The 22,132-nt window shown below is 70.4% G+C and carries 30 protein-coding genes and 1 other RNA gene; 18 read left to right on the forward strand and 13 right to left on the reverse strand.

Translation table 11 applies throughout. The annotated features are described in order from the left end of the window. The first annotated feature begins 24 nt into the window (after nucleotides 1-24). From KZ820_RS00435 to KZ820_RS00445, 3 genes are all read left to right on the forward strand, one after another. The gene (locus tag KZ820_RS00435) at nucleotides 25-1,659 is read left to right on the forward strand and encodes a DNA polymerase III subunit gamma/tau (protein ID WP_219746781.1); all 1,635 of its coding nucleotides are present in this window, start codon (nucleotides 25-27) and stop codon (nucleotides 1,657-1,659) included. Next, a complete protein-coding gene (locus KZ820_RS00440) occupies nucleotides 1,656-1,979 on the forward strand; it encodes a YbaB/EbfC family nucleoid-associated protein (protein ID WP_132907833.1) in 324 nt (107 codons plus the stop codon). Before KZ820_RS00435 ends, KZ820_RS00440 begins: the two co-directional genes overlap by 4 nt. 84 nt (nucleotides 1,980-2,063) lie before the next feature. Continuing rightward, a complete protein-coding gene (locus KZ820_RS00445; RefSeq protein WP_132907834.1) occupies nucleotides 2,064-2,300 on the forward strand; it encodes a hypothetical protein in 237 nt (78 codons plus the stop codon). Nucleotides 2,301-2,485: 185 nt separating this feature from the next. On the opposite strand, the gene mtgA is transcribed toward KZ820_RS00445, so the two are convergent. From mtgA to KZ820_RS00465, 4 genes are all read right to left on the reverse strand, one after another. Continuing rightward, a complete protein-coding gene (gene mtgA / locus KZ820_RS00450; protein WP_219746782.1) occupies nucleotides 2,486-3,160 on the reverse strand; it encodes a monofunctional biosynthetic peptidoglycan transglycosylase in 675 nt (224 codons plus the stop codon). A 70-nt stretch (nucleotides 3,161-3,230) separates the two neighbouring features. After that, nucleotides 3,231-4,451 carry a flavin monoamine oxidase family protein gene (locus KZ820_RS00455; RefSeq protein WP_219746783.1) on the reverse strand — a complete coding sequence of 407 codons (1,221 nt, stop codon included), beginning with the start codon at nucleotides 4,449-4,451 and terminating at the stop codon, nucleotides 3,231-3,233. Between the two features lies 1 nt (nucleotide 4,452). Further along, nucleotides 4,453-5,355, reverse strand: coding sequence for an RNA polymerase sigma factor RpoH (rpoH, locus tag KZ820_RS00460; RefSeq protein WP_219746784.1), 903 nt, complete (start codon nucleotides 5,353-5,355; stop codon nucleotides 4,453-4,455). Between the two features lie 73 nt (nucleotides 5,356-5,428). Continuing rightward, nucleotides 5,429-6,376, reverse strand: coding sequence for an RluA family pseudouridine synthase (locus KZ820_RS00465; RefSeq protein ID WP_219746785.1), 948 nt, complete (start codon nucleotides 6,374-6,376; stop codon nucleotides 5,429-5,431). A 22-nt stretch (nucleotides 6,377-6,398) separates the two neighbouring features. Between KZ820_RS00465 and KZ820_RS00470 the strand changes: the two genes are divergently transcribed. The 13 genes from KZ820_RS00470 (at nucleotide 6,399) to KZ820_RS00530 (ending at nucleotide 16,646) form a co-directional block, all read left to right on the forward strand. Continuing rightward, nucleotides 6,399-6,851, forward strand: coding sequence for a M67 family metallopeptidase (locus KZ820_RS00470; RefSeq protein ID WP_219746786.1), 453 nt, complete (start codon nucleotides 6,399-6,401; stop codon nucleotides 6,849-6,851). Nucleotides 6,852-6,860: 9 nt separating this feature from the next. Next, entirely contained in the window at nucleotides 6,861-7,505 is a 645-nt protein-coding gene (locus tag KZ820_RS00475) for a histidine phosphotransferase family protein (protein ID WP_219746787.1), read from the forward strand. Between the two features lie 20 nt (nucleotides 7,506-7,525). Then, nucleotides 7,526-8,290, forward strand: coding sequence for a transferrin-binding protein-like solute binding protein (locus KZ820_RS00480; RefSeq protein WP_219746788.1), 765 nt, complete (start codon nucleotides 7,526-7,528; stop codon nucleotides 8,288-8,290). A 109-nt stretch (nucleotides 8,291-8,399) separates the two neighbouring features. Further along, entirely contained in the window at nucleotides 8,400-10,703 is a 2,304-nt protein-coding gene (locus KZ820_RS00485) for a chemotaxis protein CheA (protein WP_219746789.1), read from the forward strand. Next, a complete protein-coding gene (locus KZ820_RS00490) occupies nucleotides 10,700-11,140 on the forward strand; it encodes a chemotaxis protein CheW (RefSeq protein ID WP_219746790.1) in 441 nt (146 codons plus the stop codon). Before KZ820_RS00485 ends, KZ820_RS00490 begins: the two co-directional genes overlap by 4 nt. A gap of 228 nt (nucleotides 11,141-11,368) precedes the next feature. Next, on the forward strand, nucleotides 11,369-11,734 hold the full coding sequence (locus KZ820_RS00495) for a response regulator (RefSeq protein WP_219746791.1): 366 nt from the start codon (nucleotides 11,369-11,371) through the stop codon (nucleotides 11,732-11,734). 35 nt (nucleotides 11,735-11,769) lie between these two features. Then, a complete protein-coding gene (locus KZ820_RS00500) occupies nucleotides 11,770-12,858 on the forward strand; it encodes a chemotaxis protein CheB (protein ID WP_219746792.1) in 1,089 nt (362 codons plus the stop codon). Beyond that, a complete protein-coding gene (locus KZ820_RS00505) occupies nucleotides 12,855-13,703 on the forward strand; it encodes a CheR family methyltransferase (RefSeq protein ID WP_219746793.1) in 849 nt (282 codons plus the stop codon). The genes KZ820_RS00500 and KZ820_RS00505 overlap by 4 nt, the downstream gene beginning before the upstream one ends. 19 nt (nucleotides 13,704-13,722) lie before the next feature. After that, complete coding sequence (locus KZ820_RS00510) at nucleotides 13,723-14,625, forward strand: DMT family transporter (RefSeq protein WP_308462080.1); 903 nt, start codon at nucleotides 13,723-13,725, stop codon at nucleotides 14,623-14,625. Next, a complete protein-coding gene (locus KZ820_RS00515) occupies nucleotides 14,622-15,311 on the forward strand; it encodes an N-acetylmuramoyl-L-alanine amidase (protein WP_219746795.1) in 690 nt (229 codons plus the stop codon). Before KZ820_RS00510 ends, KZ820_RS00515 begins: the two co-directional genes overlap by 4 nt. A gap of 39 nt (nucleotides 15,312-15,350) precedes the next feature. Next, an RNA gene (gene rnpB / locus KZ820_RS00520) (RNase P RNA component class A) lies at nucleotides 15,351-15,743 on the forward strand. A gap of 55 nt (nucleotides 15,744-15,798) precedes the next feature. Further along, entirely contained in the window at nucleotides 15,799-16,347 is a 549-nt protein-coding gene (locus KZ820_RS00525; RefSeq protein WP_219746796.1) for a J domain-containing protein, read from the forward strand. Beyond that, entirely contained in the window at nucleotides 16,344-16,646 is a 303-nt protein-coding gene (locus KZ820_RS00530) for a thioredoxin domain-containing protein (protein WP_219746797.1), read from the forward strand. Before KZ820_RS00525 ends, KZ820_RS00530 begins: the two co-directional genes overlap by 4 nt. A gap of 244 nt (nucleotides 16,647-16,890) precedes the next feature. Here KZ820_RS00530 and KZ820_RS00535 read toward each other — a convergent pair whose 3' ends face one another. From KZ820_RS00535 to KZ820_RS21700, 9 genes are all read right to left on the reverse strand, one after another. Continuing rightward, nucleotides 16,891-17,307 carry a SufE family protein gene (locus KZ820_RS00535; RefSeq protein ID WP_219746798.1) on the reverse strand — a complete coding sequence of 139 codons (417 nt, stop codon included), beginning with the start codon at nucleotides 17,305-17,307 and terminating at the stop codon, nucleotides 16,891-16,893. A 55-nt stretch (nucleotides 17,308-17,362) separates the two neighbouring features. Further along, a complete protein-coding gene (locus KZ820_RS00540; protein WP_219746799.1) occupies nucleotides 17,363-17,602 on the reverse strand; it encodes a hypothetical protein in 240 nt (79 codons plus the stop codon). Nucleotides 17,603-17,628: 26 nt separating this feature from the next. Continuing rightward, on the reverse strand, nucleotides 17,629-17,880 hold the full coding sequence (locus KZ820_RS00545) for a hypothetical protein (protein ID WP_219746800.1): 252 nt from the start codon (nucleotides 17,878-17,880) through the stop codon (nucleotides 17,629-17,631). Between the two features lie 25 nt (nucleotides 17,881-17,905). Beyond that, a complete protein-coding gene (locus KZ820_RS00550) occupies nucleotides 17,906-18,193 on the reverse strand; it encodes a hypothetical protein (RefSeq protein WP_258047658.1) in 288 nt (95 codons plus the stop codon). A gap of 23 nt (nucleotides 18,194-18,216) precedes the next feature. Then, a complete protein-coding gene (locus KZ820_RS00555; protein WP_219748026.1) occupies nucleotides 18,217-18,525 on the reverse strand; it encodes a hypothetical protein in 309 nt (102 codons plus the stop codon). A gap of 32 nt (nucleotides 18,526-18,557) precedes the next feature. Further along, complete coding sequence (pspC, locus tag KZ820_RS00560) at nucleotides 18,558-18,938, reverse strand: envelope stress response membrane protein PspC (protein ID WP_219746801.1); 381 nt, start codon at nucleotides 18,936-18,938, stop codon at nucleotides 18,558-18,560. Beyond that, a complete protein-coding gene (gene pspB, locus KZ820_RS00565; RefSeq protein ID WP_219746802.1) occupies nucleotides 18,938-19,234 on the reverse strand; it encodes an envelope stress response membrane protein PspB in 297 nt (98 codons plus the stop codon). Before pspB ends, pspC begins: the two co-directional genes overlap by 1 nt. Nucleotide 19,235: 1 nt before the next feature. Next, nucleotides 19,236-19,898: a phage shock protein PspA gene (gene pspA, locus KZ820_RS00570; RefSeq protein WP_183943436.1), complete on the reverse strand. Its 663-nt coding sequence runs from the start codon at nucleotides 19,896-19,898 to the stop codon at nucleotides 19,236-19,238. A gap of 81 nt (nucleotides 19,899-19,979) precedes the next feature. Then, nucleotides 19,980-20,111, reverse strand: coding sequence for a hypothetical protein (locus KZ820_RS21700; RefSeq protein ID WP_258047659.1), 132 nt, complete (start codon nucleotides 20,109-20,111; stop codon nucleotides 19,980-19,982). A 175-nt stretch (nucleotides 20,112-20,286) separates the two neighbouring features. Between KZ820_RS21700 and pspF the strand changes: the two genes are divergently transcribed. Then, entirely contained in the window at nucleotides 20,287-21,360 is a 1,074-nt protein-coding gene (gene pspF / locus KZ820_RS00575; RefSeq protein WP_219746803.1) for a phage shock protein operon transcriptional activator, read from the forward strand. A 63-nt stretch (nucleotides 21,361-21,423) separates the two neighbouring features. Next, the gene (locus KZ820_RS00580; RefSeq protein ID WP_219746804.1) at nucleotides 21,424-22,038 is read left to right on the forward strand and encodes a superoxide dismutase; all 615 of its coding nucleotides are present in this window, start codon (nucleotides 21,424-21,426) and stop codon (nucleotides 22,036-22,038) included. Nucleotides 22,039-22,132 lie beyond the last annotated feature (94 nt).

A 22,132-nucleotide genomic window follows, 5' to 3' on the forward strand; every position in this document is an offset into this window, starting at 1 on the left:
CCCCACGCCCTATATCCTGCGGCGATGGCCGAATCCCTCGATCTCGAGACCCCGCCGCCCGCCGCGGGCGCACAGCCCTATCGCGTGCTCGCGCGCAAATACCGTCCGCAGTCGTTCAAGGCACTGATCGGTCAGGACGCGATGGTGCAGACACTCGCCAACGCGATCAGGCGCGACCGTATCGCGCACGCCTTCCTGCTCACGGGTGTCCGCGGCGTCGGCAAGACCTCGACCGCGCGGCTGATCGCCAAGGCGCTCAACTGCGTCGGCCCGGACGGGCAGGGCGGCCCGACGATCGACCCGTGCGGCGTGTGCGAGCCGTGCCGCGCCATCGCGGAGGGGCGTCATATCGACGTGATCGAGATGGATGCGGCGAGCCACACCGGCATCGACGATGTCCGCGAGATCATCGAGGCGTCGCGCTACGCCGCGGTCTCGGCGCGCTACAAGATCTACATCGTCGACGAGGTCCACATGCTGTCGAAGGCGGCCTTCAACGGGCTGCTCAAGACGCTGGAGGAGCCGCCCGCGCATGTGAAATTCCTGTTCGCCACCACCGAGGTGAACAAGGTGCCGGTCACCGTGCTGTCGCGCTGCCAGCGCTTCGACCTGCGCCGCATCCCCGCCACACTGCTCGCCGAGCATTTCGCGCGCGTGGTCGAGGCCGAGGGCGCGCAGGCCGAGCCCGAGGCGCTGGCGCTGATCGCGCGCGCCGCCGAGGGCTCGGCGCGCGACGGGCTGTCGATCCTGGACCAGGCGATCGCGCACGCCGATCTCGCCGGCGGCGGGGTGAGTGCCGACGCGGTGCGCGAGATGCTCGGCCTCTCCGATCGCAGCGCGGTGCGCGACCTGCTCGGGTTGGTGCTGGCGGGCGATGCGCCGGGCGCCCTCGCCGCCCTGCGCCGCCAGTACGACCTCGGCGTCGACCCGCTCGGCGTGATCCGCGCCTTGCTCGAGGCGGTGCACGGCGTCACCCAGGTCAAGGTCGGCGCACCAGACGATATGGCGCAGCCCGCCGAGGAGCGCGGCGCCTATCGCGACTGGGCCGACAAGCTGTCGTTCCCGCTGCTCCATCGGCTATGGCAGCTGTTCCTCAAGGGGCACGAGGAGGTGCAGCGCGCCGCGCTGCCGATCGAGACCGCCGAGATGGCGCTGCTGCGCGCGATCCACGCCTCGACGCTGCCCGATCCGGGCGAGCTGGCGCGCCGGCTCGCGAGCGGAACCATGCCCGCGCCCGCCGCCGTCGCACCGGTGCCGCCGCCCGCGCCGCCGTCCCCGGCGGACCGCGTACCGAGCGAGTTCGCGGGGGTGCTCGCGCTGCTCGACGAACTGAACAAGCTCGAGCTGCTCGTCCGGCTCAAGCGCGGCGCCAGCCTGGTCAGCTACGCGCCGCCCGAGATCGTGCTGAGCGGCGCGCGCCCGCTCTCCACCGACACGCTGACCGAACTCGCCGCGGTGCTGCGCGAGGCGACCGGCATGCCGTGGAAGATCGCGGTCGCGGACGCGCCCGGCGCGCCGACGATGTTCGAGGCGGAGCAGGACGCGGTGCAGGCGCGCCACGACGCCGCGCGCGCGCACCCGATCGTCGCGGCCGCGTTCGAGGCCTTCCCCGAGGCCGAACTGATCGACCCCAAACCAGCCAAGCGGAGTATCACGTGAAGGATCTCAACGATATCCTGGCGATGGCCCAGAACGTCCAGAACGAGCTGCAGAAGGCGCAGGAGAGCCTCGACACGATCGAGGTGGAGGGCGTCGCCGGCGGCGGCCTGGTCAAGGTGCGCGCCTCGGCCAAGGGGCGGATCATCGGCGTCGCGATCGACGACTCGCTGATCGTTCCGTCTGAGAAGCAGATGCTCGAGGATCTCGTCGCCGCCGCGTTCAACGACGCGCGCACCAAGGCGGACGCGGTCTCCTCGACCGAGATGTCGAAGATGACCAGCGGGCTGCCGTTGCCGCCGGGGTTCAAGCTGCCGTTCTGAGGCGGGACAGTCGGACCGTTGCGCGGCGGGAACAACCGCCCGCCGCTCGCATTCCTCCGCTCACTTCGGTGAGAGGAGGATGCCATGAGTGACGACCGCGTGACCCAGACCCCGCACACGACGGTGATCGAGCGCCGCGGTGGCGGCGGTGGCGTGTTGATCGGGCTGGCGGTGCTGCTGGCGGTGATCGTCGGCGCCTATCTGCTGCTCGTCCGCAACGACAGCGAGGTCGCCAAGAACAACGCGATCACCTCGGCGGCGAAGAGCGTCGGCGACACCGCCGACAAGGCGGGCGCCGCGGTGGATCGCGCCGCGAAGTAACGGAACGGTGGCGGCTCTGAGACGTGACCGCGCCTCAATTACCAGCGTCATCCTGAACTTGTTTCAGTATCCGCCGAGTCGCGGGCACCTCGGGTCCCGGGAGTGCGGCGCGGTGGATCCCGGACCAAGTCCGGGGTGACGGCGATGAGGTGGGCCAAGGCCGCGCCTAAGCGTCCAAGCCCGCCTCATCGCAGGCACGCGTCCAGCCCGTTACGGCGCACCACCCCGACGTAGCGTGCTAGCCGGTCGCCGTGGCGGCGCACGAAGCCGCTCGGGTCGATCGCGGCGCGCTTCTTGGGCAGCGGCAGCACCGCGGCGATCCGTCCCGCCTCGATCGGGCTGAGCCGCTCGGCCGAGTGGCGGAAGTAGCGGATCGAGCCGGCCTCGACGCCGTAGGTGCCGATCCCGGTCTCGGCGACGTTGAGATAGACCTCCATGATCCGGCGCTTGCCCCAGATCGTCTCGATCAGGAGCGTGAACCACGCTTCCAGCGCCTTGCGGACATAGCCGCCACCCTGGAACAGGAAGACGTTCTTGGCGGTCTGCTGGCTGATGGTGGAGCCGCCGCGAATGCGCTTGCCCTCGGCGTTGTGCATCGCCGCGCCCGCGATCGCGCCCCAGTCGAAGCCGTGGTGCGTGCAGAACTTGCTGTCCTCGCCGGCGATCGCCGCGCGGGGCATGTCAGGGTCGATGGCGGCGAGGGGACGCCACTCCTTGGTGACGCCGCGTCCGGCGAACAGGTCGCCCGCCATGGTCAGCGTGAACGGCACCGGCACGACGGCATAGAGGAGTACCCAGGCGACGGAGACCAGGACGAAGCCGAGGAGGAGCTTAAGCAGAAGCCGGAGCAGGCGGAACATGCGACGCGTGGTAGCGGGCGCGCGTGGCGGTGAGAAGCGCGGAGACGAGGCTCTCAGTTTGCGGACGGCGTCACACCTCGCCGAGGATCGCCCGCGCCGCCGCCATCCCCGTCGCATATGCCCCGTGCGCGGTAGAGAAATCGTGCGGCGAGCAGGCCTCCCCCGCGAAATACAGCCGCGCATCGATCGGCGCCGCGAGCACAACGCGCGCACCGGCGTGGCCGACCGCGGCGTGCGAGTAGCTGCCGCCGATCCACGGTTCGTGCCGCCAGCGGGTCGCGGCCACCGGATGGAGCCGCGCCCGCCACTCACCGCCGAGCAGCGCGACGAGCTCGTCGACGACGAAGGCGGCAGCGGCGTTCGAGTCCTCCAATTCGTCGGCGGTTGGGCCGCCGAGGAAGCTCTCGATCAGCGGGTAGCCGAAGGGCGACAGGCGATGGCTCGCGGTATCGGCCGAATAAGGATTGCCCATCAGGTGCGAGTCGGCAGGCCAGTCGGGCCGATCGACGCGCAGCATCACCTTGTCGGCGACGCCGAGCGGCAGCCCGGCCGCGGCGTCGACCTTCTCGGGCAGCGGTGGATCGAAGACGATCGCGCCGCGCGCCAGCACCGGTGTCGGGACCGCGACGACCACTGCCTCGGTCTCGATCGTCCCGGCCGCGCTCTCGACACGCACGCGCGTATCGCGATGGTCGATCCGCGTCACCGCGCAGCCGAGCCGCACCGGCAGCCCGCGCGCATGATCCGCGATCAGCGTGCCATAACCCTCGCGCACCGCCCAATTGTCCTCGGTCGCGGCATCCTCGTAGGCGAGCCAGTCGTGCAGCGAGACATCGTCGATCGCGGCGCCATTGGCGAAGCGTGAGATGGCGTCGAGCAGCGGCCGCCAGCGCTCGTCGGACGGCACCGCCGCGCCCAGTGCGCGATCGGGCGCCGTCGCCAAGGCGTGCGCGGCCGCGGTCATCCGCTCGCGCGCGGCGTTGGCGGCACGGTGATCGTCGCGCGGGAAGCCCAGGTCGCGCCACTGCTCCCCCCAACGCGCGGTGTCGGTGGCGACGGTGAAGCCGCGCGCGCGCGCGATCCCGGTCCACGGGTTGCGTCGGGCGGAGTGGAGCCAGCCGCAGCCGAGATCCACGTTGGCGCCTCCGATCGTGATGCTGTGCGCGCGCCCGCCGAGCCGGTCGCCCGCCTCGAGCAGCAGCACGTCGCGGCCGGCGTCGTGAAGGTGACGCGCCGCGGCGATGCCGGCGGCCCCGCCGCCGACGATCACCGCATCCGCGCCGCGCGCCACGTCAGGCGGTCAGCAGCCGCTTCTCGCCCGCCAGCCGCATCATCGCGCGCTGGAGCTTCTCGAACGCGCGCACCTCGATCTGGCGGACGCGCTCGCGGCTGACGCCATAGACCTGGCTCAGCTCCTCCAGCGTCTTCGGATCGTCGGTGAGACGCCGCTCGGTGAGGATGTGCTTCTCGCGGTCGTTGAGGTCCCCCATCGCGTTGACCAGCATGTCGTGGCGCACGTCGGCTTCCTGCTGGTCGGCGACGACCTTGTCCTGCAGCGGCGCGTCGTCCTGAAGCCAGTCCTGCCACTGGCCCTCGCCGTCCTCGCGCATCGAGACGTTGAGCGAGGTGTCGCCGCCCATCGCCATGCGGCGGTTCATGCTGACCACGTCGGCCTCGGTGACGCCGAGGTCGGTCGCGATCTTCTGCACGTCCTCGGGGCGCAGGTCGCCGTCCTCGAAAGCGTCGAGCCGCGCCTTCATGCGGCGCAGGTTGAAGAACAACTTCTTCTGCGCCGCGGTGGTGCCCATCTTCACCAGGCTCCACGAGCGCAGGATGAATTCCTGGATCGAGGCGCGGATCCACCACATCGCATAGGTGGCGAGGCGGAAGCCGCGGTCGGGCTCGAACTTCTTCACGCCCTGCATCAGCCCGATATTGCCCTCGGAGATCAGCTCGCTGACGGGAAGGCCGTAGCCGCGATAGCCCATCGCGATCTTGGCGACGAGGCGAAGGTGGCTGGTGACCAGCTGCGCCGCCGCCTCGGTGTCACCGTGCTCCTGGAAGCGCTTGGCGAGCATATACTCCTGCTCGGGCGCCAGGATCGGGAATTTCTTGATCTCGGCGAGATAGCGGTTGAGGCTCTGCTCCCCGCCGAGCGCAGGGATCGTCGCCGGGACGTTGCTGCGTGCTGCCATGATCCTTGATCTCCCTTCCTGGCGGGAAACGCGGCGATGCCCAGCCAAGTGCCGGACGATGCGCGCTTCGCACCTATACGATGAGCTGACTGAACAGTTCCTGCATGTCCCGCGGCATCGCACTGTCGAACGACAGCGCGTCGCCAGTGATCGGGTGGATGAACCCGAGGCGGGCGGCGTGCAAGGCCTGGCGGCGGAAACCGAGCGTTTCGATCACGCCGCGATGTGCTTGTTTCGTTCTACCATAGACCGGGTCGCCCAGCAAGGCATGTCCGAGCGATGCCATATGGACGCGCACCTGGTGGGTCCGTCCGGTCTCGAGCCGACACTCGACCAGCGCGGCATCCCGTAGCGGCTGAAGCAGCGTGTAGTGAGTGACCGCGCGCTTGCCGCCCGCGACGATCGCCACCTTCTTGCGGTTGGCGGCGGAGCGCGCCAGGGGCGCGTCGACGCTGCCCGCGGCGGGCATCGGCCAGCCGTTGACGATCGCGCGGTAGCGACGATCGATCGTGTGCGCGGCGAACTGCTTGGCGAGCCCTTCGTGCGCGCGGTCGGTCTTGGCCGCGACCATCAGCCCCGACGTGTCCTTGTCGATGCGGTGGACGATCCCCGGCCGCGCCACGCCGCCGATCCCGGAGAGCGAGCCACCGCAATGATGCAGCAGCGCGTTGACGAGCGTGCCGTCGAGATTGCCCGCTGCGGGATGCACGACCAAGCCGGCGGGCTTGTCGATCACGATGAAATGATCGTCCTCGTAGGCGACCACCAGCGGGATATCCTGCGCCTCGTTGTGCGCCGGGGCGGGGGCCGGGACCATGACGGCATAAGCGTCGCCGGCATGCGACTTGCGCGAGGGATCGCGCACCGCCGCCCCGTCCTGGGTCACCTGGCCGGCGTTGATCAGCACCTTGAGCCGCTCGCGCGACAGCGTCGGCACGGCGTCGGCGAGAGCGCGATCCAGCCGCCAGCCGTCGGCGGCCGGCGCGATCGTCGCTGAGATGATGGAAACCCCCCGGTCCATTGCTTCATGCTATGTGGCGACGATGATCGACATTTCAATCCGCCTGCGTGACGAACTGGTCGCCGCCGCGGCCGGCAGCGCCGACGAGGTCTGCGGCTTGCTGCTCGGCCGCGGCGAGCGGGTGGAGCGGGCGCCGCCGTGCCGCAACGTTGCCGCGACCCCGGCGGTGCGCTTCGAGCTCGATCCCGCCGCGCTGCTCGCGGCGCACCGCGCGGCGCGCGCCGGCGGCCCCGCCGTGCTCGGCCACTATCACTCGCACCCGAGCGGCGACGCGCGTCCCTCGCCGCGCGACGCCGCCGACGCCGTACCCGACGGCAGCCTGTGGCTCATCGTGGCGGGGGGCGAGGTCACGGCGTGGCGCGCGATCGAGGATGGCGTGCTCCATGGCCGCTTCGAGCCTGTGAAGATGCGCGACGGCGGTTGCGAAGGCGGCGGTGACCCGCCACAAGGCGGCGACGCCCCCCGCGCGGAGTAATCCCCCGACATGACGATCAGCCCGGTCGACTTCGCCTCCCTGTTGTGTTCGCGCCTGTGCCACGACCTGCTGTCGCCGGTCGGCGCGCTCAACAACGGGCTGGAGCTGCTCAACGACGAGACCGATCCCGAGATGCGCGCGCGCTGCCTCGAGCTGCTCAACGAGAGCGCGCGGGTGTCCGCCAACAAGCTCAAGTTCTTCCGCCTCGCGTTCGGCGCGGCGGGCGGCTTCGGCGAGCGCGTCGACGTGCGCGAGGCGCGCCAGGCGGTGGAGGGGCTGCTCGGCGACAACAAGCGGCTGCAGCTGCAATGGCTGATCGAGGAGCCCGAGCTGCCCAAGGCGGCGGTGAAGGTGCTGCTCAACCTCGCGCTGATCGCCGGCGACACGCTGGTGCGCGGCGGCACGGTGACGATCGGGGTGGAGGAGAGCGCCGAGACGACCGAGATCGTGCTGCGCGCCGAAGGCCCGCGGCTGGTGCTCGACCCCGAGCTGCGCACCACGCTGACCGACGGCGCGAACGGCGCGGCGATCACCCCGCGGGCAGCGGCGGCGTTCCTGGTCAACACGATCGCGGCCGAGGCGGGCGGCTCGGTGATGGTCAGCGACGCGGTCGACGGGACCTTACTGTTCGGCGCGGCGCTGCCGAACAGGTGAGCTGATCGGGCTGCCTCACGGTGGCGGTTCTGCTCGTCAAATCATCGAAATATCGCGTTGAAACTAACGACCCGGCGTGCCGACCGCGACGCCGGAACGAACCGGAAACGCCATGGAATGATCGTGCATCCGATCGGAGGATGTACGATTTTTTATCGGGCTATTCGATGATGCGACGGACGATGACCGCGGTGGCGCTGACGCTGACGCTGATGCTCAGCGCCTGCGGCGATGACGGCACGGGGACGAAGACGTCTGATACGGCGAGCAGCAAGAACGTCGCGCCGCCTCCCTCGCCGTCGCCCTCGCCGGCGCGGACTTACACCTACGATAAGATCGATTTCAAAGTCGACCGTAGCTTCATTGCGACCGCCTTCTACGACGATTCGAAGCAGGGCCGTGGATTTCTCTTCGGTTATCCGACGAACCCGGCGGAACTTGGCGGGGCAGACGTACGCACCTACTTGGCACTGATTGACGAGAGCGAAAACGATAAGCACGGCGTCGAGTCGGCGCCGCTGACAGTCGATTTTTCGAAGAGCACCATCAGCGGCACCATCCCGAGGGTCGGTGAGAATAAAGCCGCGAAGGTGTATCAGCTGAACGGCGCCATCGACGCGGGCAAGCATCTCACCGGTTCCCTGAAGAGCCAAGACGGAAAGATCTCCGGCGAGTTCCGCGGCCGCCTTTTCGGACCAGGCGGTAAGGAGATCGCTCTTATCGCAGACTTCAAGTTCAGCGATGGTACGGCGGAGGTGGGCTTGCTCACCGGTAAGCTCAAGTAATTCCTTCGGCGGCGCCGCTCCTCCGGGCGGTGCCGCGCACCCTCAGTAAACACCCTTTTAACCGCCGCCGTGCCATGCCCCGCTCGCCGACAGGACGCGACGGGGCCGCATGGACGATCTGCTGCAGGAATTCATCGCCGAGACGCGCGAGACGCTCGAGGCGCTCTCGGGCGAGATCGTCGGCTGGGAAGCCGATCCGAGTGATCGCGCGCGGCTCGACTCGATCTTCCGCTTCGTTCACACCATCAAGGGCAGCTGCGGCTTCCTCGACCTGCCGCGGCTCGCCCGGCTCAGCCACGCCGCCGAGGACGCGCTCGCCGCCGTCCGCAGCGGCGACCGCGTGCCCGACAGTGCGCTCGTCAGCGCCATCCTCGCTATCATCGACCGGATCGGCGACCTGGTCGAGGCGATCGACGCGGGCGAGTCGCTCGACGACGGCGGCGAGGCGCTGCTGATCGCCGCGCTCGACGCCGTGCCCGCCGCCGCCACGCCCACTCCGACGGCCCCGAGCGCGCCGACGCTGCCCGATCCCGCTGCGCTCTCCGCCACCGCGCAGCGCGCCGGGCACAAGCGCTCGGTGCGGCTCTCGGTCGACCTGCTCGACCGCATGATGAGCGGCGTGTCCGACATGGTGCTGGCGCGCAACCAGCTCGCGCGCCACCTGCGCCTGATCGAGGACCCGCGGCTGGAGGCCATGCTCGAGCGGCTAAGCCTCTCGGTCGACGAACTGCGCGACACCGTCACGCGCACCCGCATGCAGCGCGTCGAGGCGCTGTTCTCGGCGCTGCCGCGGCTGGCGCGCGACTCCGCCGCGTCGCTCGGCAAGTCGGTGACGCTCGTGATCGAGGGCGGCGACGTCGAGCTCGACCGCGAGATGATCGAGCTGCTGCGCGACCCGCTCGTCCATATCGTCCGCAACGCGGTCGACCACGGGCTGGAGGACCGCGCCGACCGCATCCTCGCGGGCAAGCCCGGCACCGGCGAGCTGCGCGTGGTCGCGCGCCAGGCGGGCAACCTCATCATCATCGACATCGTCGACGACGGCCGCGGCGTCGACACCGACCGGCTCGTCGCCAAGATCCTGCGCGACCAGCCGTCGCGCGCCGCCGAGCTGCGCGCGCTCGACGAGGAGGCTCGGCTGCGGCTGATCTTCGAGCCCGGCCTGTCGTCGCGCGACGAGGTCACCGCGCTGTCGGGCCGCGGCGTCGGCATGGACGTGGTCAAGGCCAATGTCGAACAGGCCGGCGGGCGCATCTCGCTGGTCAACCGACCGGGGCAGGGGCTCACCGTCTCACTCGAGGTGCCGCTGACGCTCGCCATCCTCAACGCGGTGCTGGTCGACGCGGCGGGCACGCGCTTCGCGGTGCCGCGCCAGTCGGTCGACGAGATCGTCGCGGTCGACGGCGGCGCGGTGCGGGTCGATCGCGTCGGTACGGGATCGGTCGTGCTGCTGCGCGGGCAGCGGCTGCCGATGGTCGAGCTGGGCGACCTGCTCGATCGCGCGCCCGCCGAGCCGCCGCGCTATCTCGCCATCGTCTCGCTGCGCGAGGGCCGCTTCGCGCTGGCGCTCGACGGCGTGCGTGATACCCAGGAGCTGGTGGTCAAGCCCGCCGCGCCCGCGGTGATGCGCGCGGGCATCTACGCCGGGCAGATGCTGCCCGACGATGGTCTGCCGATCCTGCTGCTCGACTGTTCCGGCATCGCCGCCAAGGCGGGGCTGACCTTCGAGCAGGCCCAGGCGCAGGCTTCCGCCTCCGTCGCGGTCGAGCCGGTGCGCGCCTTGCTGTTCCTCGACGTCGATGGCGAGCGCCGCCTGATCGTGTCCGACGCGGTCGACCGGATCGAGAAGGTCGCCGCCGGTGCGGTGCGCGCGCTCGCGGGCGGCACCTGGCTGACGATCGACGGCCGCTCGGTGCCAGTCTGGGCGGGGCAGGGTGTCGTCGCCGACACCGTGCGGACCGTGCTGCGGCTCCAAGCGGACGGTCTCGAGCTCGCCTATCCCGTCGAGGAGGCGGTCGAGATCGTGCCGCTGCCCAACGAGCTGGCACCTGCCGCCGATCCGCACGGGACCATCGCGGGGCTGGCGGTGATCGCGGGCGAGCCGATCGAGTTGGTCGACCCGCTCGCGCTGTTCGCCGCCTTGCCCGTCGCGGCCGAGCGCCCGCTCTGCCTGCTTCACGGCAGCGAGGGGGCGTGGATGGAAGCCTTCCTGAAGCCGACGATCGAGCAGGCCGGCTACCGGGTGGTCCGCGCGATCAACCCGGGCGAGCGCCCCGCCATCGCGCTGGCGATCGACGAGGAAGCCGACAGCGCGCCGGTGCCCGCGTTGCGGCTCAGCCGCTCGCGCGGCCAGCCACTCTACCGATATGATCGCGGCGCGCTGATCGCCGCGCTGAAGGAGCATCGCGCATGATCGGATCGCTGCAACTGGTGGCGCGGATCGGCGGCTGTGGCGTGCTGTTCGACGCGGAGCGAGTCGACTCGGTGGTCGAGGTCGGCGCGGTGGTGCCGGCGCCCGGTGCCGCCGCCGCGGTGATCGGGCTGGCGGCGATGCGAAGCCGGGTCGCCACCGTGCTGGACGTGCGCACGCTGCTCGGGGTCGCGCGCTGTCCCGAGGAGAAGCGTCGCGAGGGTGGCCGCGCCGTGGCGACGATCGTCGACGGCCATCTCTACGCCATCGCCGTCGACTCGCTCGAGGACGTCTCCACCTTCCAGCTCGGCGCTGCGCCGGCGGGGCTGGACACCGCTGGCGAGTGGGATTTCGTCACCGGCATCGGCGAGGGGCAGCAGGAGACGTTGCTGGCGCTCGACGTCGACCGGCTGGTCGCGCGCGCCAGTGCGCTGACCTGACCGGGCCTAGCAAGGGGCGAGCGTCCCCGGTTCATCCGATGAACCTTCTGAGTTCGGGAGCATGGATATCGAATCAGGTTCGGGATGGCGGATGAAAGTGGATCGGTGGGATCATCCATACGACTCCCGATGACCGTGCGCTCCCGACAAGTTTCGCCGCGCCGTTAACGTCAAACTTACCCCTCGCGCGGCACAAGCAGGCCACGCTTGGTATCGCAGGACCGCCCCATGAAGACTTGCCTGATCGTCGATGACTCCAAGGTGATCCGCAAGGTCGCCCGGCATATCCTGGAGACGCTCGACTTCACCGTCGCGGAGGCGGGCGACGGCCGCGAGGCGCTCACCGCCTGCCGCGCCTCCTGCCCCGACGTCATCCTGCTCGACTGGAACATGCCCGTGATGAGCGGCATGGAGTTCCTTCGCGCGCTCGGCGACGAGTCGCTGCCCGCGCGCCCGAAGGTGGTGTTCTGCACCACCGAGAACGGCATGGCGCACATCCGCGCGGCGATCGAGGCCGGCGCCGACGAATATGTGATGAAGCCGTTCGATCGCGAGACGCTGCAGAGCAAGCTCCAGATCGTCGGCGTCGCCTGACGCCGGCGCCCGCCGCACCCGCGCCGATCGCTGCCATGCCGCAGTTCGCGTCCTCTCTGGCCCCGCCGCGCGGCGCGCCGCCGCGCGTGCTGATCGTCGACGATTCGGCGGTCGCGCGCGCCGCGCTCGGTCGCTACGTCGAGGCGAGCGGCCGGTTCGAGCTGGCCGGCGCGGTCGGCGACGCCTCGCGCGCGCTCGCCTTCCTCGCGACGCAGCGGGTCGACGTGATCCTGCTCGACCTCGAGATGCCGCGGCAGAGCGGGATCGATGCGCTGCCGCAGCTGCTCGTCGCCGGCGCCGGCGCGCGCGTGCTGATCGTGTCGAGCACCGCGGCGGAGGGCGCCGAGGTCACGATGCGCGCGCTCGCGCTCGGCGCGGCCGACACGTTGGTCAAGCCCGTCGCGGGCGCCTTCGCCAGCCGTTTCGGGGACACGCTGCTGGCACGGCTCGACGTGCTCGCCGCCCCTATCGCGCCGGCGGGGCCACTCGCCTTGGCCGAGCCGGCGCGCCGGCTGGTCACCCCGGTGCCGCTCGTGCCGGCGGCGCCCGCCTTCGACGCGATCGCGATCGGCGCCTCCACCGGCGGCATCCACGCGCTCGCCTCGCTGCTCGCCGAGGTGCCAGCCGCGGTGACCCAGCCGATCCTGGTGACACAGCATCTGCCGCCGTCCTTCTCGCCCTATTTCGCCGCGCAGGTCGGCGTGTCGGCCAAGCGGCCGAGTGTCATCGCGCAGGACCATGGCCGCGTTCGCGCCGGCGAGGTGGTGATCGCACCGGGCAACGCGCACCTGATTGCTCACGCGCTCCACGACGGCAGCGCGGCCACGCGGCTGTCACAGGCGCCCGCGCCGACCGGCAACCTGCCCTCGGTCGATCCGATGTTCGCGAGCCTCGCCGCGGTCTACGGCCCACGCCTGCTCGCGATCGTGCTGAGCGGCATGGGCCGCGACGGGCTCGAGGGCGCGCGCGCGGTGCGCGACGCCGGCGGCACCGTGCTGGTGCAGGACCGCGGCACCTCGGTGGTGTGGGGCATGCCGGGCGCGGTCGCCAAGGCGGGCCTGGCGCAGGGTGTGATGTCGCCCGCCGAGCTCGGCGCGACGATCGCGGCGGGGGGCGGGCGGTGAGCGCGGCGGCGCAGGGACAGCCGACGATCGACGCTGGCTCGGCACAGGTCTTCGCCGCGCTGCTCGAGGCGCGCACCGGCCAGCGCATCGCCGCCGGCCGCAGCTGGAAATTCGACGCGGCGCTGAAGCCTTTGCTCCAGTCGCTCGGGCTCGATCGGGTCGAACAACTCACGGCGAGGCTGATGGAACGTCACGACACCGCACTCGCCGACCGGATCGTCGACTCGCTGCTCAACCAGGAGACCAGCTTCTACCGGGACGCGGGCGTGATCGAGGCTGCCGCCAAGTTGGTGCAGGAGCAGCCCGCGCCCGCACGCGTGTGGTGCGCCGCCTGCGCCACCGGCCAGGAGCCGCTGTCGCTCGCGATGCTGTTCGCCGAGGCGGGCGGGCCGGTGCCCGAGATCGTCGCCACCGACGTCTCCGCCGCCGCGATCGCGCGCGCGCGCGCGGGAAGCTACAGCCAGTTTGAGATCCAGCGCGGCCTGCCGATCCGGCGCATGATGCGATGGTTCGAGAGCGCTCCGAACGATCATTGGGTGGCGCAGCCCAAGCTGCTCGCAACCATCGCGTATCGCCGCCACAATCTGGTGACCGACCCGGCGCCGGCCGGTTTGTTCGACCTGATCCTGTGCCGCAACGTGCTGTTCTACCTCGCGCCGCACCTACGCGAGCAGGTGCTGGAGCGGCTCGCCGCCGCGCTCAAACCGAGCGGCGTGCTGCTGCTCGGCGCGGGCGAGACCGTCATCGGTCAGTCGGAGCGACTGCGCCCGTGCCGCCGCGCCCGCGGCTTCTATGAGCGCGTCGGTGCACCCGACACGCCGGAGCGGCTTTACACCGCTCGCTAAGTCCGCGATTCGGCGGGGCGTGAGCAGCGCCGCCCCGACCACCACCAGCACGTTCGGCGCCCGCGATCTCGCCGTGGTGGTGATGATGAACCTGCTATGGGGGCTCAACATCGTCGCGGTGAAGGAGGCGGTAGTGCTGGTTCCGCCGATCACCGCGGGCATGCTGCGCCAGCTGATCGTGCTGCTGGTTTGCGCCAGTGCGCTGCGCGTCGTGCCGGGCAAGATGGTGCCGCTGTTCGCGCTGGGCGTGCTCTCGGGCGGGCTGTTCTACGTCTTCATCAATCTCAGCCTGGCGGTGTCCGACAATGTCGGGGCGCTGGCGATCGCGGGCCAGCTCGGCGTGCCCTTCTCGCTGCTGCTCGCGATCGCGGTGCTGCGCGAGCGGATCCACGCCCCGCGCGTGATCGGCATCCTGCTCGCCTTCGCCGGCGTGGGGCTGCTGGTGTTCGATCCCGCCGCGGCGCGCGAGGGGCTGGGGCTGGCGCTGACCGCGGCGAGCAGCCTGGTCTGGGCGATCTGTTCGCTGATCCAGCGCCGGCTCGTCGGCGTGCCGGTGCTGACGATCTACGCCTGGATCGGCCTGCTCGGGACGCTGGCGCTGGCCGCGGCGTCGTGGTGGTTCGAGCCGGGCGCGATCGCGCGACTGCCGCGGACTCCGATCGCGGCGCTGCTGCCGATCGCTTTCTCCGGCATCGGCTCGACCGTGCTCGGCCACGGTTCGATGATGTGGCTGTTGCAGCGCCACCCGGTCTCGACCGTCACGCCGCTGACGCTCGCCGCGCCGGTGGTCAGCGTCGCCGCCGCATCCTATTGGTTCGGCACGCTGCTGACCTGGCCGATGGTGGCCGGTGGCGCGGTGGCGATGCTGGGGGTGGCGATCGTGACGATCCGGACGGCGGCGAAGGGTGAGCGACGAGCATGAGATGTGTCGAGGCGCCGTCGCCCAATTTTAACGAGCGCAAGCTGCCGATCTCGATGATCGTGCTCCATTACACCGGCATGCGCAACGCCGAGGCGGCGATCGCGCGGCTGCGCGACCCCGCGGCCGAGGTGTCGAGCCACTATGTCGTGGACGAGGATGGTACGATCCTGCGACTCGTCGACGACGACAAGCGCGCCTGGCACGCCGGCGCGTCGCATTGGCGCGACGTGGACGACGTCAACTCGGCCGCGATCGGGATCGAAATCGTCAACCCCGGGCATGAGTTCGGCTATCGCGCCTTCCCCGAGCCGCAGGTCGACGCGGTGATCCGGCTCGTCGCGCACCTGAAGGACCGCTACGAGATCACGCGCGGCAACATCGTCGGCCATTCCGACGTCGCGCCCGCGCGCAAGCGCGATCCGGGCGAGCTGTTCCCGTGGCACCGGCTGGCGCGGCTGCGGCTGGCGCTGCCGCGGCCGACCAAGAACCTGATGGACCCGTTCTGGAGCGAGCCCGCTTTCTGCCTCGCGCTCGAGCGCTTCGGCTATGACGTCACCGACCGGATGGCGGCGATCATGGCGTTCCAGCGACGCTTCCGCCCCGAGTTGATCGACGGCGAGATCGACGCCGAGTGCCGCATGATCCTGCTCGCGCTTCTGCTGCCGCGGCCGCGCGGCGACGACTGACGCTTCCCACGCGCCGCCGCAGCCGCTAGGGCGGCGGCGCCAGGGGGCCGGGCGGCCGCGTCACGCGTGAGCGTGCCGAGGAAAGTCCGGGCTCCACGGAACGACGGTGGCGGGTAACGCCCGCCGGCCAAGGGCGCGAGCCCGCGGTCAGGGACAGTGCAACAGAGAGCAGACGGCCACGGCTTCGGCCGGGCCAAGGTGAAAGGGTGCGGTAAGAGCGCACCGCGCGGCCGGCAACGGTCGTGGCACGGTAAACCCCACCGGGAGCAAGACCGAATAGGGGCGGCATGGGCGCGTTCGCGCGTCCGGGGCGTGTTCCCGCTCGCCGCCCGGGTTGGTTGCTGGAGCGCGTCGGCGACGGCGCGCCGAGAGGAATGGTCGCCCAGTCCCGAGAGGGATGGACAGAACCCGGCTTACAGGCTCCCTGGCATTTTCGCCGCCGCGCTCGCTTGGCGCGCGCGGCGGCGGCCCCTATGTGCCGGGGCGCATGGCACGTACTCCCACCCGCTCGAACGACTGGGGCTTCCCGCGCTGGCGCGGCTACGGCGCGGGCCGCGAGGCAGCGAACGTGCGGCTGTGCGATCGCCACGGCTGCGAGGAGCCGGGCGACTGTCCCGCGCCCAAGTCGCCCAACAGCCCCGATCGCTGGTACTTCTGCCAAGCGCACGCGGCCGAGTACAATCGCGGCTGGAACTATTTCGAGGGCCTCTCCGCGGAGGAGGCGGCGGCGCGCGAGGCCGACGAGCGCCGCGACGCCGGCGGGTATCAGCAGTCGCGCCACCAGGCCTGGGCGGGGCCGGGCGACGGCACGCGCTCGCGCGACGAGATGCGCGCGCTCGAGGTGCTGGAGCTCGAAGTCGATTCGTCCTTCGACGACGTGCGGCTGGCGTGGCGCCGGCTCGCCAAATCGAACCACCCCGACGTCCGACCTGGCGACGCCGAGGCGGCCAAGCGCTTCCAGGCGATCCAGGCAGCCTATGAGGTGCTGCGCGCCGCCGAGGACGCGCGCACCTGGAAGCCGCGGGCGGAGGCGTGAGGGACGAGGTGCGCGCGCGCTGGGGCGGCGCGCTGCTGGTCTGCGGCAAATGCTCGAAGAAGCTGGGCGGCGGCTTCGGGCGCAAGGGCAAGAGGTCGCTCGCCAGGGCGCTGCGCGACGAGCCGGGACTGGGCAAGGGCCGCAAGGCGGCGCTCGGCGTGGTCGAGGTGCGCTGTCTCGGGGTGTGCCCGCGCGGCGCGGTGACCCTGGTCGACACGCGCGCGCCGGATCGGTGGCGGCTGGTCGAGGCGGGTGCCGACGTGGCCACGCTGGCGGCGGGACTGCGCGGCGAGGGGTGAGAGCGCCGGCGGGGGAGCACGTGGTCGCCCCCTTTTTCCGTCATCCTGAACTCGTTTCAGGATCCACGTCGCCGCTCACTCGGCGGTGGCGGCGCCTGCGGGCCGATGGATCCTGAAACGAGTTCAGGATGACGGAGCCGAGGAGAAAGGCGAGGGCGGCGTCGTGGATCCAGGAACGAGTTCTGGACGACGACGGAGAGGAGGAGGGCGAGTACGGCAGGGCCGCCCGCGCCCCCCGCTCGCCTCACGCGTAGCGCCGCGCGGTCTCGCGGATGAGCGCGATCATGTTCGGTATGCCCTGAGTCCGGTTCGAACTCAGCTGTGCCTTGAGCTCGAACGGGGCCAGCGCGCCCTCGATATCGGTCGCGAGGATCTCGCCCGGCGCGCGGTCCTGCACCGTCAGCAGCACCAGCGCGATGATCCCCTTGGTGATCGCGGCATTGCTGTCGGCGAGAAAGTGGAGCGTGCCGTCCCCGGCCGCCGTCGGATAGACCCAGACCGAGGCGGAGCAGCCCCGCACCAGCGTCGCCTCGGTCTTGAGCGCGGCGGGCATCGGCTCGAGCGACCGTCCCAGTTCCACCAGCAGGCGGTAGCGGTCATCGCCCTCGACGAACTCATATTCCTCGCGGATCGCGTCGAGCGTGGGGGCGGTGTCGGTCATCGAGCGGGGGCTAGCCGCCGCGTGCGCGTGCCGCAACCGCCCAGAGCTCCACCGCTCAGAGATCCACCCCCGCCGCGATCGCCTCGAGCTTGCGGATCCTTTCCTTGAGATCGGCGATCTCGATGCGCGCGCCCGCACTGGCGGGCGCCGGGGCCTGCCCGTGGCGGTCGTGACCGAGCTGCTCGTGCTGGAGCTGGAGCCAGCCGCGCCAGCCGTTGAGCGCTGCGTAGATCAGCATCGCCAGCCCGGCGAGCCCGGTCGCGGCCATGCTGAGGTAGAAAGTGGGATCGGACATGGCTGCCGTCTCCGTGCGGGTTGAGGTCAGCGGTCGCGCAGCTGCTCGATCTGGCGTTCCAGATCGGCGCGACCGTGGTTGTCGGTGATCAGGCGCTCGAGCACGGCGACGCGCTCCTTGAGCTGACGCACCTCGTCGTGCGAGCGGGCGACGTCGACGCTCGGGTAACCGGCGCCGTCACCGTCGCGCACCCGGCCGATCGCGCGGTAGCGTTCCTGCAGCACGCGGCCGATCATCAGGATGAAGACGATGGCGACGACCATCGAGAACGGACCCATCTTACTCTCCCTCGTGGCGCGCGGCTCAGTTGAGCCGATCGTCGCGCAATTGTTCGATCTGAGCCGCGACGTCCGCGCCGCGGTCGGTGGCGATCCGTTCCAGCACGCGGACGCGTGCCTCGAGACGCTCGGTCTGCGCCGCATATTGCGCGGCCCTCTCCGCGGTCGCCTCGGTCAGCACCTGCGCCATTCGCTCCTTGTGGGTTAGCCAGCGGCGGAACATCTCGCCGCCGACCCCGAGGATCACGGGCAGGCCGATCACCACGAAGGCCAGCATGAAGAGGGTGAAACCGTTGAGCTGTTCGAACCACATGGCGTGTTCCTCCCGTTATGGCGTCAGCGGTCGCGCAGCGCCTCGATCTCGCGCGCGGTGCGCACCGCGGGATCGGTGGCGATCCGCTCCAGCACCGCGATCCGCTCCTCCAATCGGCCGATCTTGCCCGTGAGCCGCTCGTTCTCGGCCTCGAGCAGCGCGACGCTGCGGTCCGCGCCGATCGTGTCGCCGGCGAGCGCCTGCGCGCCATGGCGTCGCCGTCCGCGCCGGTCGTCGTCGAGCGGATAGCCGTGGCGCGCGCGCACCCAGGTGCGGAAGGCGTGCGAGGCGCTCACCGCGGTGACGATCCCCACCGGCACCATCCAACCCATGTCCATGTCCGTGCCTCCCTCTCGCGCCCGCGTCAGCGCAGGCTGTCGATCTCGCGCGCGAGCGCGCTGTTGCGGCTGGTATAGTGCAGCTCGATGTCGGCGAGCCGCCGGTCGATCTCGCGGAACTTGGCGCGCACCTCGGCGGTGGACCGCTTGGGGTTGGAGCGCACGCCCTGCCAGAACTTCTGGTCCTCGCGGTCCTGGTACAGGCCGGCGGGCTTGGGCTCGGCCATCCAGGCGATCAGCACATAGGCCAGGATCGTCCACCAGAAGCCGCTCGCCATCGTGAGCAGCACGGTGATCACGCGCACCCAGACGACGTCGATCCCGGTGTAATCCGCGATGCCCGAGCAGACGCCCTTCCACTGGCCGTTCTGCGGGTCGAGATAGAATTTGGTGCGACTGTCGGACATCAGTTCCTCCGATCGATCGAGCGTGCCGTCGGCTGGTCGAGGCGATAGTCGGGTTGGCTGCGATAATCGGCCATGCCCGGGCGGAAATCGGGATTGTCGGCGGCGACGATCCGCTCGACGGTGTTGACCCGATCCTCCAGTCGGCGCGCGAGATTGTACATCTCGTCGAGCAGCCGCTCGTCCTCGTCGGTCATCCGCGGTGCGGTCTTCCAGCGGGTGACGTAATGGAGGATCAGCCAGGGCAGGCCGATGAAGAGCGAGGTGATCGCGATCAGCGGTACGAACAGTTCAGCCACCTCAATTCTCCCGGTTCAGCTTGGCCTTGAGCGCCGCCAGCTCGGCATCGATCTTGTCGCTCGAGCGCAGCGCGTTGAACTCGTCCTCGAGCGTCCGCGGGGTGAGCCCCATCGCCTCGGCGCGGCCCTCGGCCTCGTCGGCGCGGCGCTCCAGCACCTCGAAGCGGCTGAACGCCTCGTGCGTCTTGGGGCCGTTCCACATCTCGCGCAGCTTGGCCTTGGTGTTGGCGCTCTCCAGCCGCGTCGCGATCGCGTTCTGCTTGGCGCGCGCCTCGCGCAGCTTGTTCTGCAGCTTGGCGATGTCCTCCTCGGACGAGCGCAGCGCCTCGTCGAGCGTGGCGACCTCGTCGCGCAGCTGCGCGCCCATCTCGGCGGCCTTGCCGCGCTCAACCAGCGCCGCCTTGGCGAGGTCCTCGCGATCCTTCGACAGGGCCAGCTCGGCCTTCTCGGTCCAGCTCGCCTCGATCTCGGCCAGCTTCTGGATGTGGCGCCGCATCTCCTTCTGATCGGCGATGGTGCGGGCGGCGGAGGCGCGCACCTCCACCAACGTCTCCTCCATCTCGAGGATGATCATGCGAACCATCTTCGCCGGGTCGTCCGCTCGCTCGAGCAGCTCGGCCATGTTGGCGGCGACGATGTCGCGGGTGCGGGAGAAAATGCCCATCTCGATAAGGACTCCTGCGTCAGTCGGTCCCTTGTAGCGGATCGCGCGGGCGGCGGGGAGGGTGCCGTGCCGCGCGGCGTGTCACGCCACCCGGTGGATCGGTGCGTTGCCGAGCGCGGTCGCCGGGCCAACGGCGCCGAGCACCATGGTGGCGCTGACGACGAGGGTGAGGGCGAGCGTGGCGAGCTTGCTGGTGCGATCGGTGCGGGTCATGGTGTGTCTCCTTCGTCCTGAGTTGCCGAGAGCTTTGCAGGAGGCGTGCCAACTGCCTGTCGCGGCTCGCAACCTCAGCTTTTCCGCCATTTTCGGCCAGGGCGCCGCGCTGGCGAGCGGATAGGAAGATTTCGACGGTTGCCAGCGCTTGGTATTCTGCGCCAGAAGTTGGCGCATGGAGCGAACCACTCAGGTCGTCGGTCAGTCGGGCGTCTTCCTCGACGCGCTGGAGCGCGCGAGCCGCGCGGCCGGGCTCGATCGGCCGGTGCTGGTGATCGGCGAGCGCGGCACCGGCAAGGAGCTGGTCGCCGAGCGGCTCCACCATCTCAGCCAGCGCTGGGACCAGCCGCTGGTGACGATGAACTGCGCCGCGCTGCCCGAGACGCTGATCGAGGCCGAGCTGTTCGGCCATGAGGCGGGCTCGTTCACTGGCGCCACCAAGGCGCGCGTCGGCCGTTTCGAGGAAGCGGACGGTGGCACGCTCTTCCTCGACGAGCTCGGTACCCTGTCGATGGGGGCGCAGGAACGCTTGCTGCGCGCGGTCGAGTACGGCGAGGTGACGCGCATCGGCGCCTCGCGCCCGCGCCGCGTCGACGTCCGCATCGTCGCCGCGACCAACGAGCATCTACCCGACCGGGTCGACGCCGGGACCTTCCGCGCCGACCTGCTCGACCGGCTCTCGTTCGAGGTGGTGACGCTGCCGCCGCTGCGCGCGCGACGCAGCGATATCGCGGTGCTCGCCGACTTCTTCGGCCGCCGCATGGCCGCCGAGCTCGGCCGCGACGAATGGGAGGGGTTCACCGACGAGGCGATGGAGCTGATGCGCTCCTATCGCTGGCCCGGCAACGTGCGCGAGCTGCGCAACGTCGTCGAGCGCGCGGTCTATCGCTGGGATCGCGGCGGCGCGATCGGCGAGATCGAGTTCGATCCCTTTGCCTCGCCTTATCGCCCGGGAACGCCGCGGCCGGCAGTGTCGAGCGCGCCGCCGTCACCCGCCGCGGCGGGGACGTCGCCCGGCGAGCCGCCGCGCGAGGCGCCCGCCGAGCCGGAGGACGAGGAGGTGGCGGCCTGCGAGGTCGGCCCGTCCGACTTCAAGAGCCGGGTCGCGCGGTTCGAGCGCGAACTGCTCGCCAAGGCGCTCGCCGATCATCGCTTCAACCAGCGCGCGACGGCCGAGGCGCTGGGGCTGAGCTACGACCAGCTGCGCCACGCGCTGCGCCGCCACGACCTGATCGGGGCGGTTGCGTAACGATCGCGCGGGAGCCATTTGGGCGGGCGTCGCGTTGCGCACGCGAACCCACAGGAGGATTCCATGGCTTTCGAACTCCCGCCGCTGCCGTACGATTATGACGCGCTGGAGCCTGTCATCTCCAAGGAGACGATGACCTTCCACCACGACAAGCACCACAAGGCCTATACCGACAAGCTCAACGAGGGCGTCGCGGCGGACCCAAAGCTGGAGGGCCAGTCGATCGAGCAGATCCTGGGTCAGATCTCGTCGCTGCCGCCGCTGCTGCGCAACAATGGTGGCGGTTATTGGAACCACGACTTCTTCTGGAAAATCATGGGCAAGCCCGGCAGCACCAGCGGGCCGAGCGGCAAGCTGGCCGAGGCGATCGACGCTTATGGCGGGCTCGACAAGCTCAAGGAGGATTTCAACACCAAGGGCGCGGGCCAGTTCGGCTCGGGCTGGGCCTGGGTGATCGTCGACCAGGGCGGCCAGCTCAAGGTCACCTCGACGCCGAACCAGGACAATCCGCTGATGGACGTGGTGAGCGACCGCGGCACGCCGATCCTGGGGAACGACGTGTGGGAGCACGCTTATTACCTCACCTACAAGAACGACCGGCCGGGCTATCTCAAGGCGTGGTGGGACGTGGTGAACTGGGACGAGGTGGGTCGCCGGTTCGACGCCGCGACCGCGTGAGGTGAATGCGCGAGGGCGCCGCGCCGGGAGACCGGGGCGGCGCCCTCGCCAAAAGTTTTCGAGCTTTGATCCGAAAGGATCCTCCCCCGGGAAA

Origin of the sequence: Sphingomonas citri, from assembly GCF_019429485.1 — a bacterium.
Lineage (GTDB): Bacteria > Pseudomonadota > Alphaproteobacteria > Sphingomonadales > Sphingomonadaceae > Sphingomonas > Sphingomonas citri.

Coding starts and splice junctions, on each gene's coding strand:
- KZ820_RS00475 (WP_219746787.1), top strand. CDS start 6,861: ATGACGATCAGCCCGGTCGACTTCGCCTCCCTGTTGTGTTCGCGCCTG.
- KZ820_RS00500 (WP_219746792.1), top strand. CDS start 11,770: ATGCCGCAGTTCGCGTCCTCTCTGGCCCCGCCGCGCGGCGCGCCGCCG.
- KZ820_RS00555 (WP_219748026.1), bottom strand. CDS start 18,525: ATGGGTTGGATGGTGCCGGTGGGGATCGTCACCGCGGTGAGCGCCTCG.
- KZ820_RS00550 (WP_258047658.1), bottom strand. CDS start 18,193: ATGTGGTTCGAACAGCTCAACGGTTTCACCCTCTTCATGCTGGCCTTC.
- KZ820_RS00490 (WP_219746790.1), top strand. CDS start 10,700: ATGATCGGATCGCTGCAACTGGTGGCGCGGATCGGCGGCTGTGGCGTG.
- pspC (WP_219746801.1), bottom strand. CDS start 18,938: ATGTCCGACAGTCGCACCAAATTCTATCTCGACCCGCAGAACGGCCAG.
- KZ820_RS00535 (WP_219746798.1), bottom strand. CDS start 17,307: ATGACCGACACCGCCCCCACGCTCGACGCGATCCGCGAGGAATATGAG.
- KZ820_RS00470 (WP_219746786.1), top strand. CDS start 6,399: ATGATCGACATTTCAATCCGCCTGCGTGACGAACTGGTCGCCGCCGCG.
- pspF (WP_219746803.1), top strand. CDS start 20,287: ATGGAGCGAACCACTCAGGTCGTCGGTCAGTCGGGCGTCTTCCTCGAC.
- KZ820_RS00580 (WP_219746804.1), top strand. CDS start 21,424: ATGGCTTTCGAACTCCCGCCGCTGCCGTACGATTATGACGCGCTGGAG.
- KZ820_RS00540 (WP_219746799.1), bottom strand. CDS start 17,602: ATGTCCGATCCCACTTTCTACCTCAGCATGGCCGCGACCGGGCTCGCC.
- KZ820_RS00525 (WP_219746796.1), top strand. CDS start 15,799: ATGGCACGTACTCCCACCCGCTCGAACGACTGGGGCTTCCCGCGCTGG.
- KZ820_RS00515 (WP_219746795.1), top strand. CDS start 14,622: ATGAGATGTGTCGAGGCGCCGTCGCCCAATTTTAACGAGCGCAAGCTG.
- KZ820_RS00545 (WP_219746800.1), bottom strand. CDS start 17,880: ATGGGTCCGTTCTCGATGGTCGTCGCCATCGTCTTCATCCTGATGATC.
- KZ820_RS00445 (WP_132907834.1), top strand. CDS start 2,064: ATGAGTGACGACCGCGTGACCCAGACCCCGCACACGACGGTGATCGAG.
- KZ820_RS00485 (WP_219746789.1), top strand. CDS start 8,400: ATGGACGATCTGCTGCAGGAATTCATCGCCGAGACGCGCGAGACGCTC.
- KZ820_RS21700 (WP_258047659.1), bottom strand. CDS start 20,111: ATGACCCGCACCGATCGCACCAGCAAGCTCGCCACGCTCGCCCTCACC.
- KZ820_RS00465 (WP_219746785.1), bottom strand. CDS start 6,376: ATGGACCGGGGGGTTTCCATCATCTCAGCGACGATCGCGCCGGCCGCC.
- mtgA (WP_219746782.1), bottom strand. CDS start 3,160: ATGTTCCGCCTGCTCCGGCTTCTGCTTAAGCTCCTCCTCGGCTTCGTC.
- KZ820_RS00435 (WP_219746781.1), top strand. CDS start 25: ATGGCCGAATCCCTCGATCTCGAGACCCCGCCGCCCGCCGCGGGCGCA.
- rpoH (WP_219746784.1), bottom strand. CDS start 5,355: ATGGCAGCACGCAGCAACGTCCCGGCGACGATCCCTGCGCTCGGCGGG.
- KZ820_RS00495 (WP_219746791.1), top strand. CDS start 11,369: ATGAAGACTTGCCTGATCGTCGATGACTCCAAGGTGATCCGCAAGGTC.
- pspA (WP_183943436.1), bottom strand. CDS start 19,898: ATGGGCATTTTCTCCCGCACCCGCGACATCGTCGCCGCCAACATGGCC.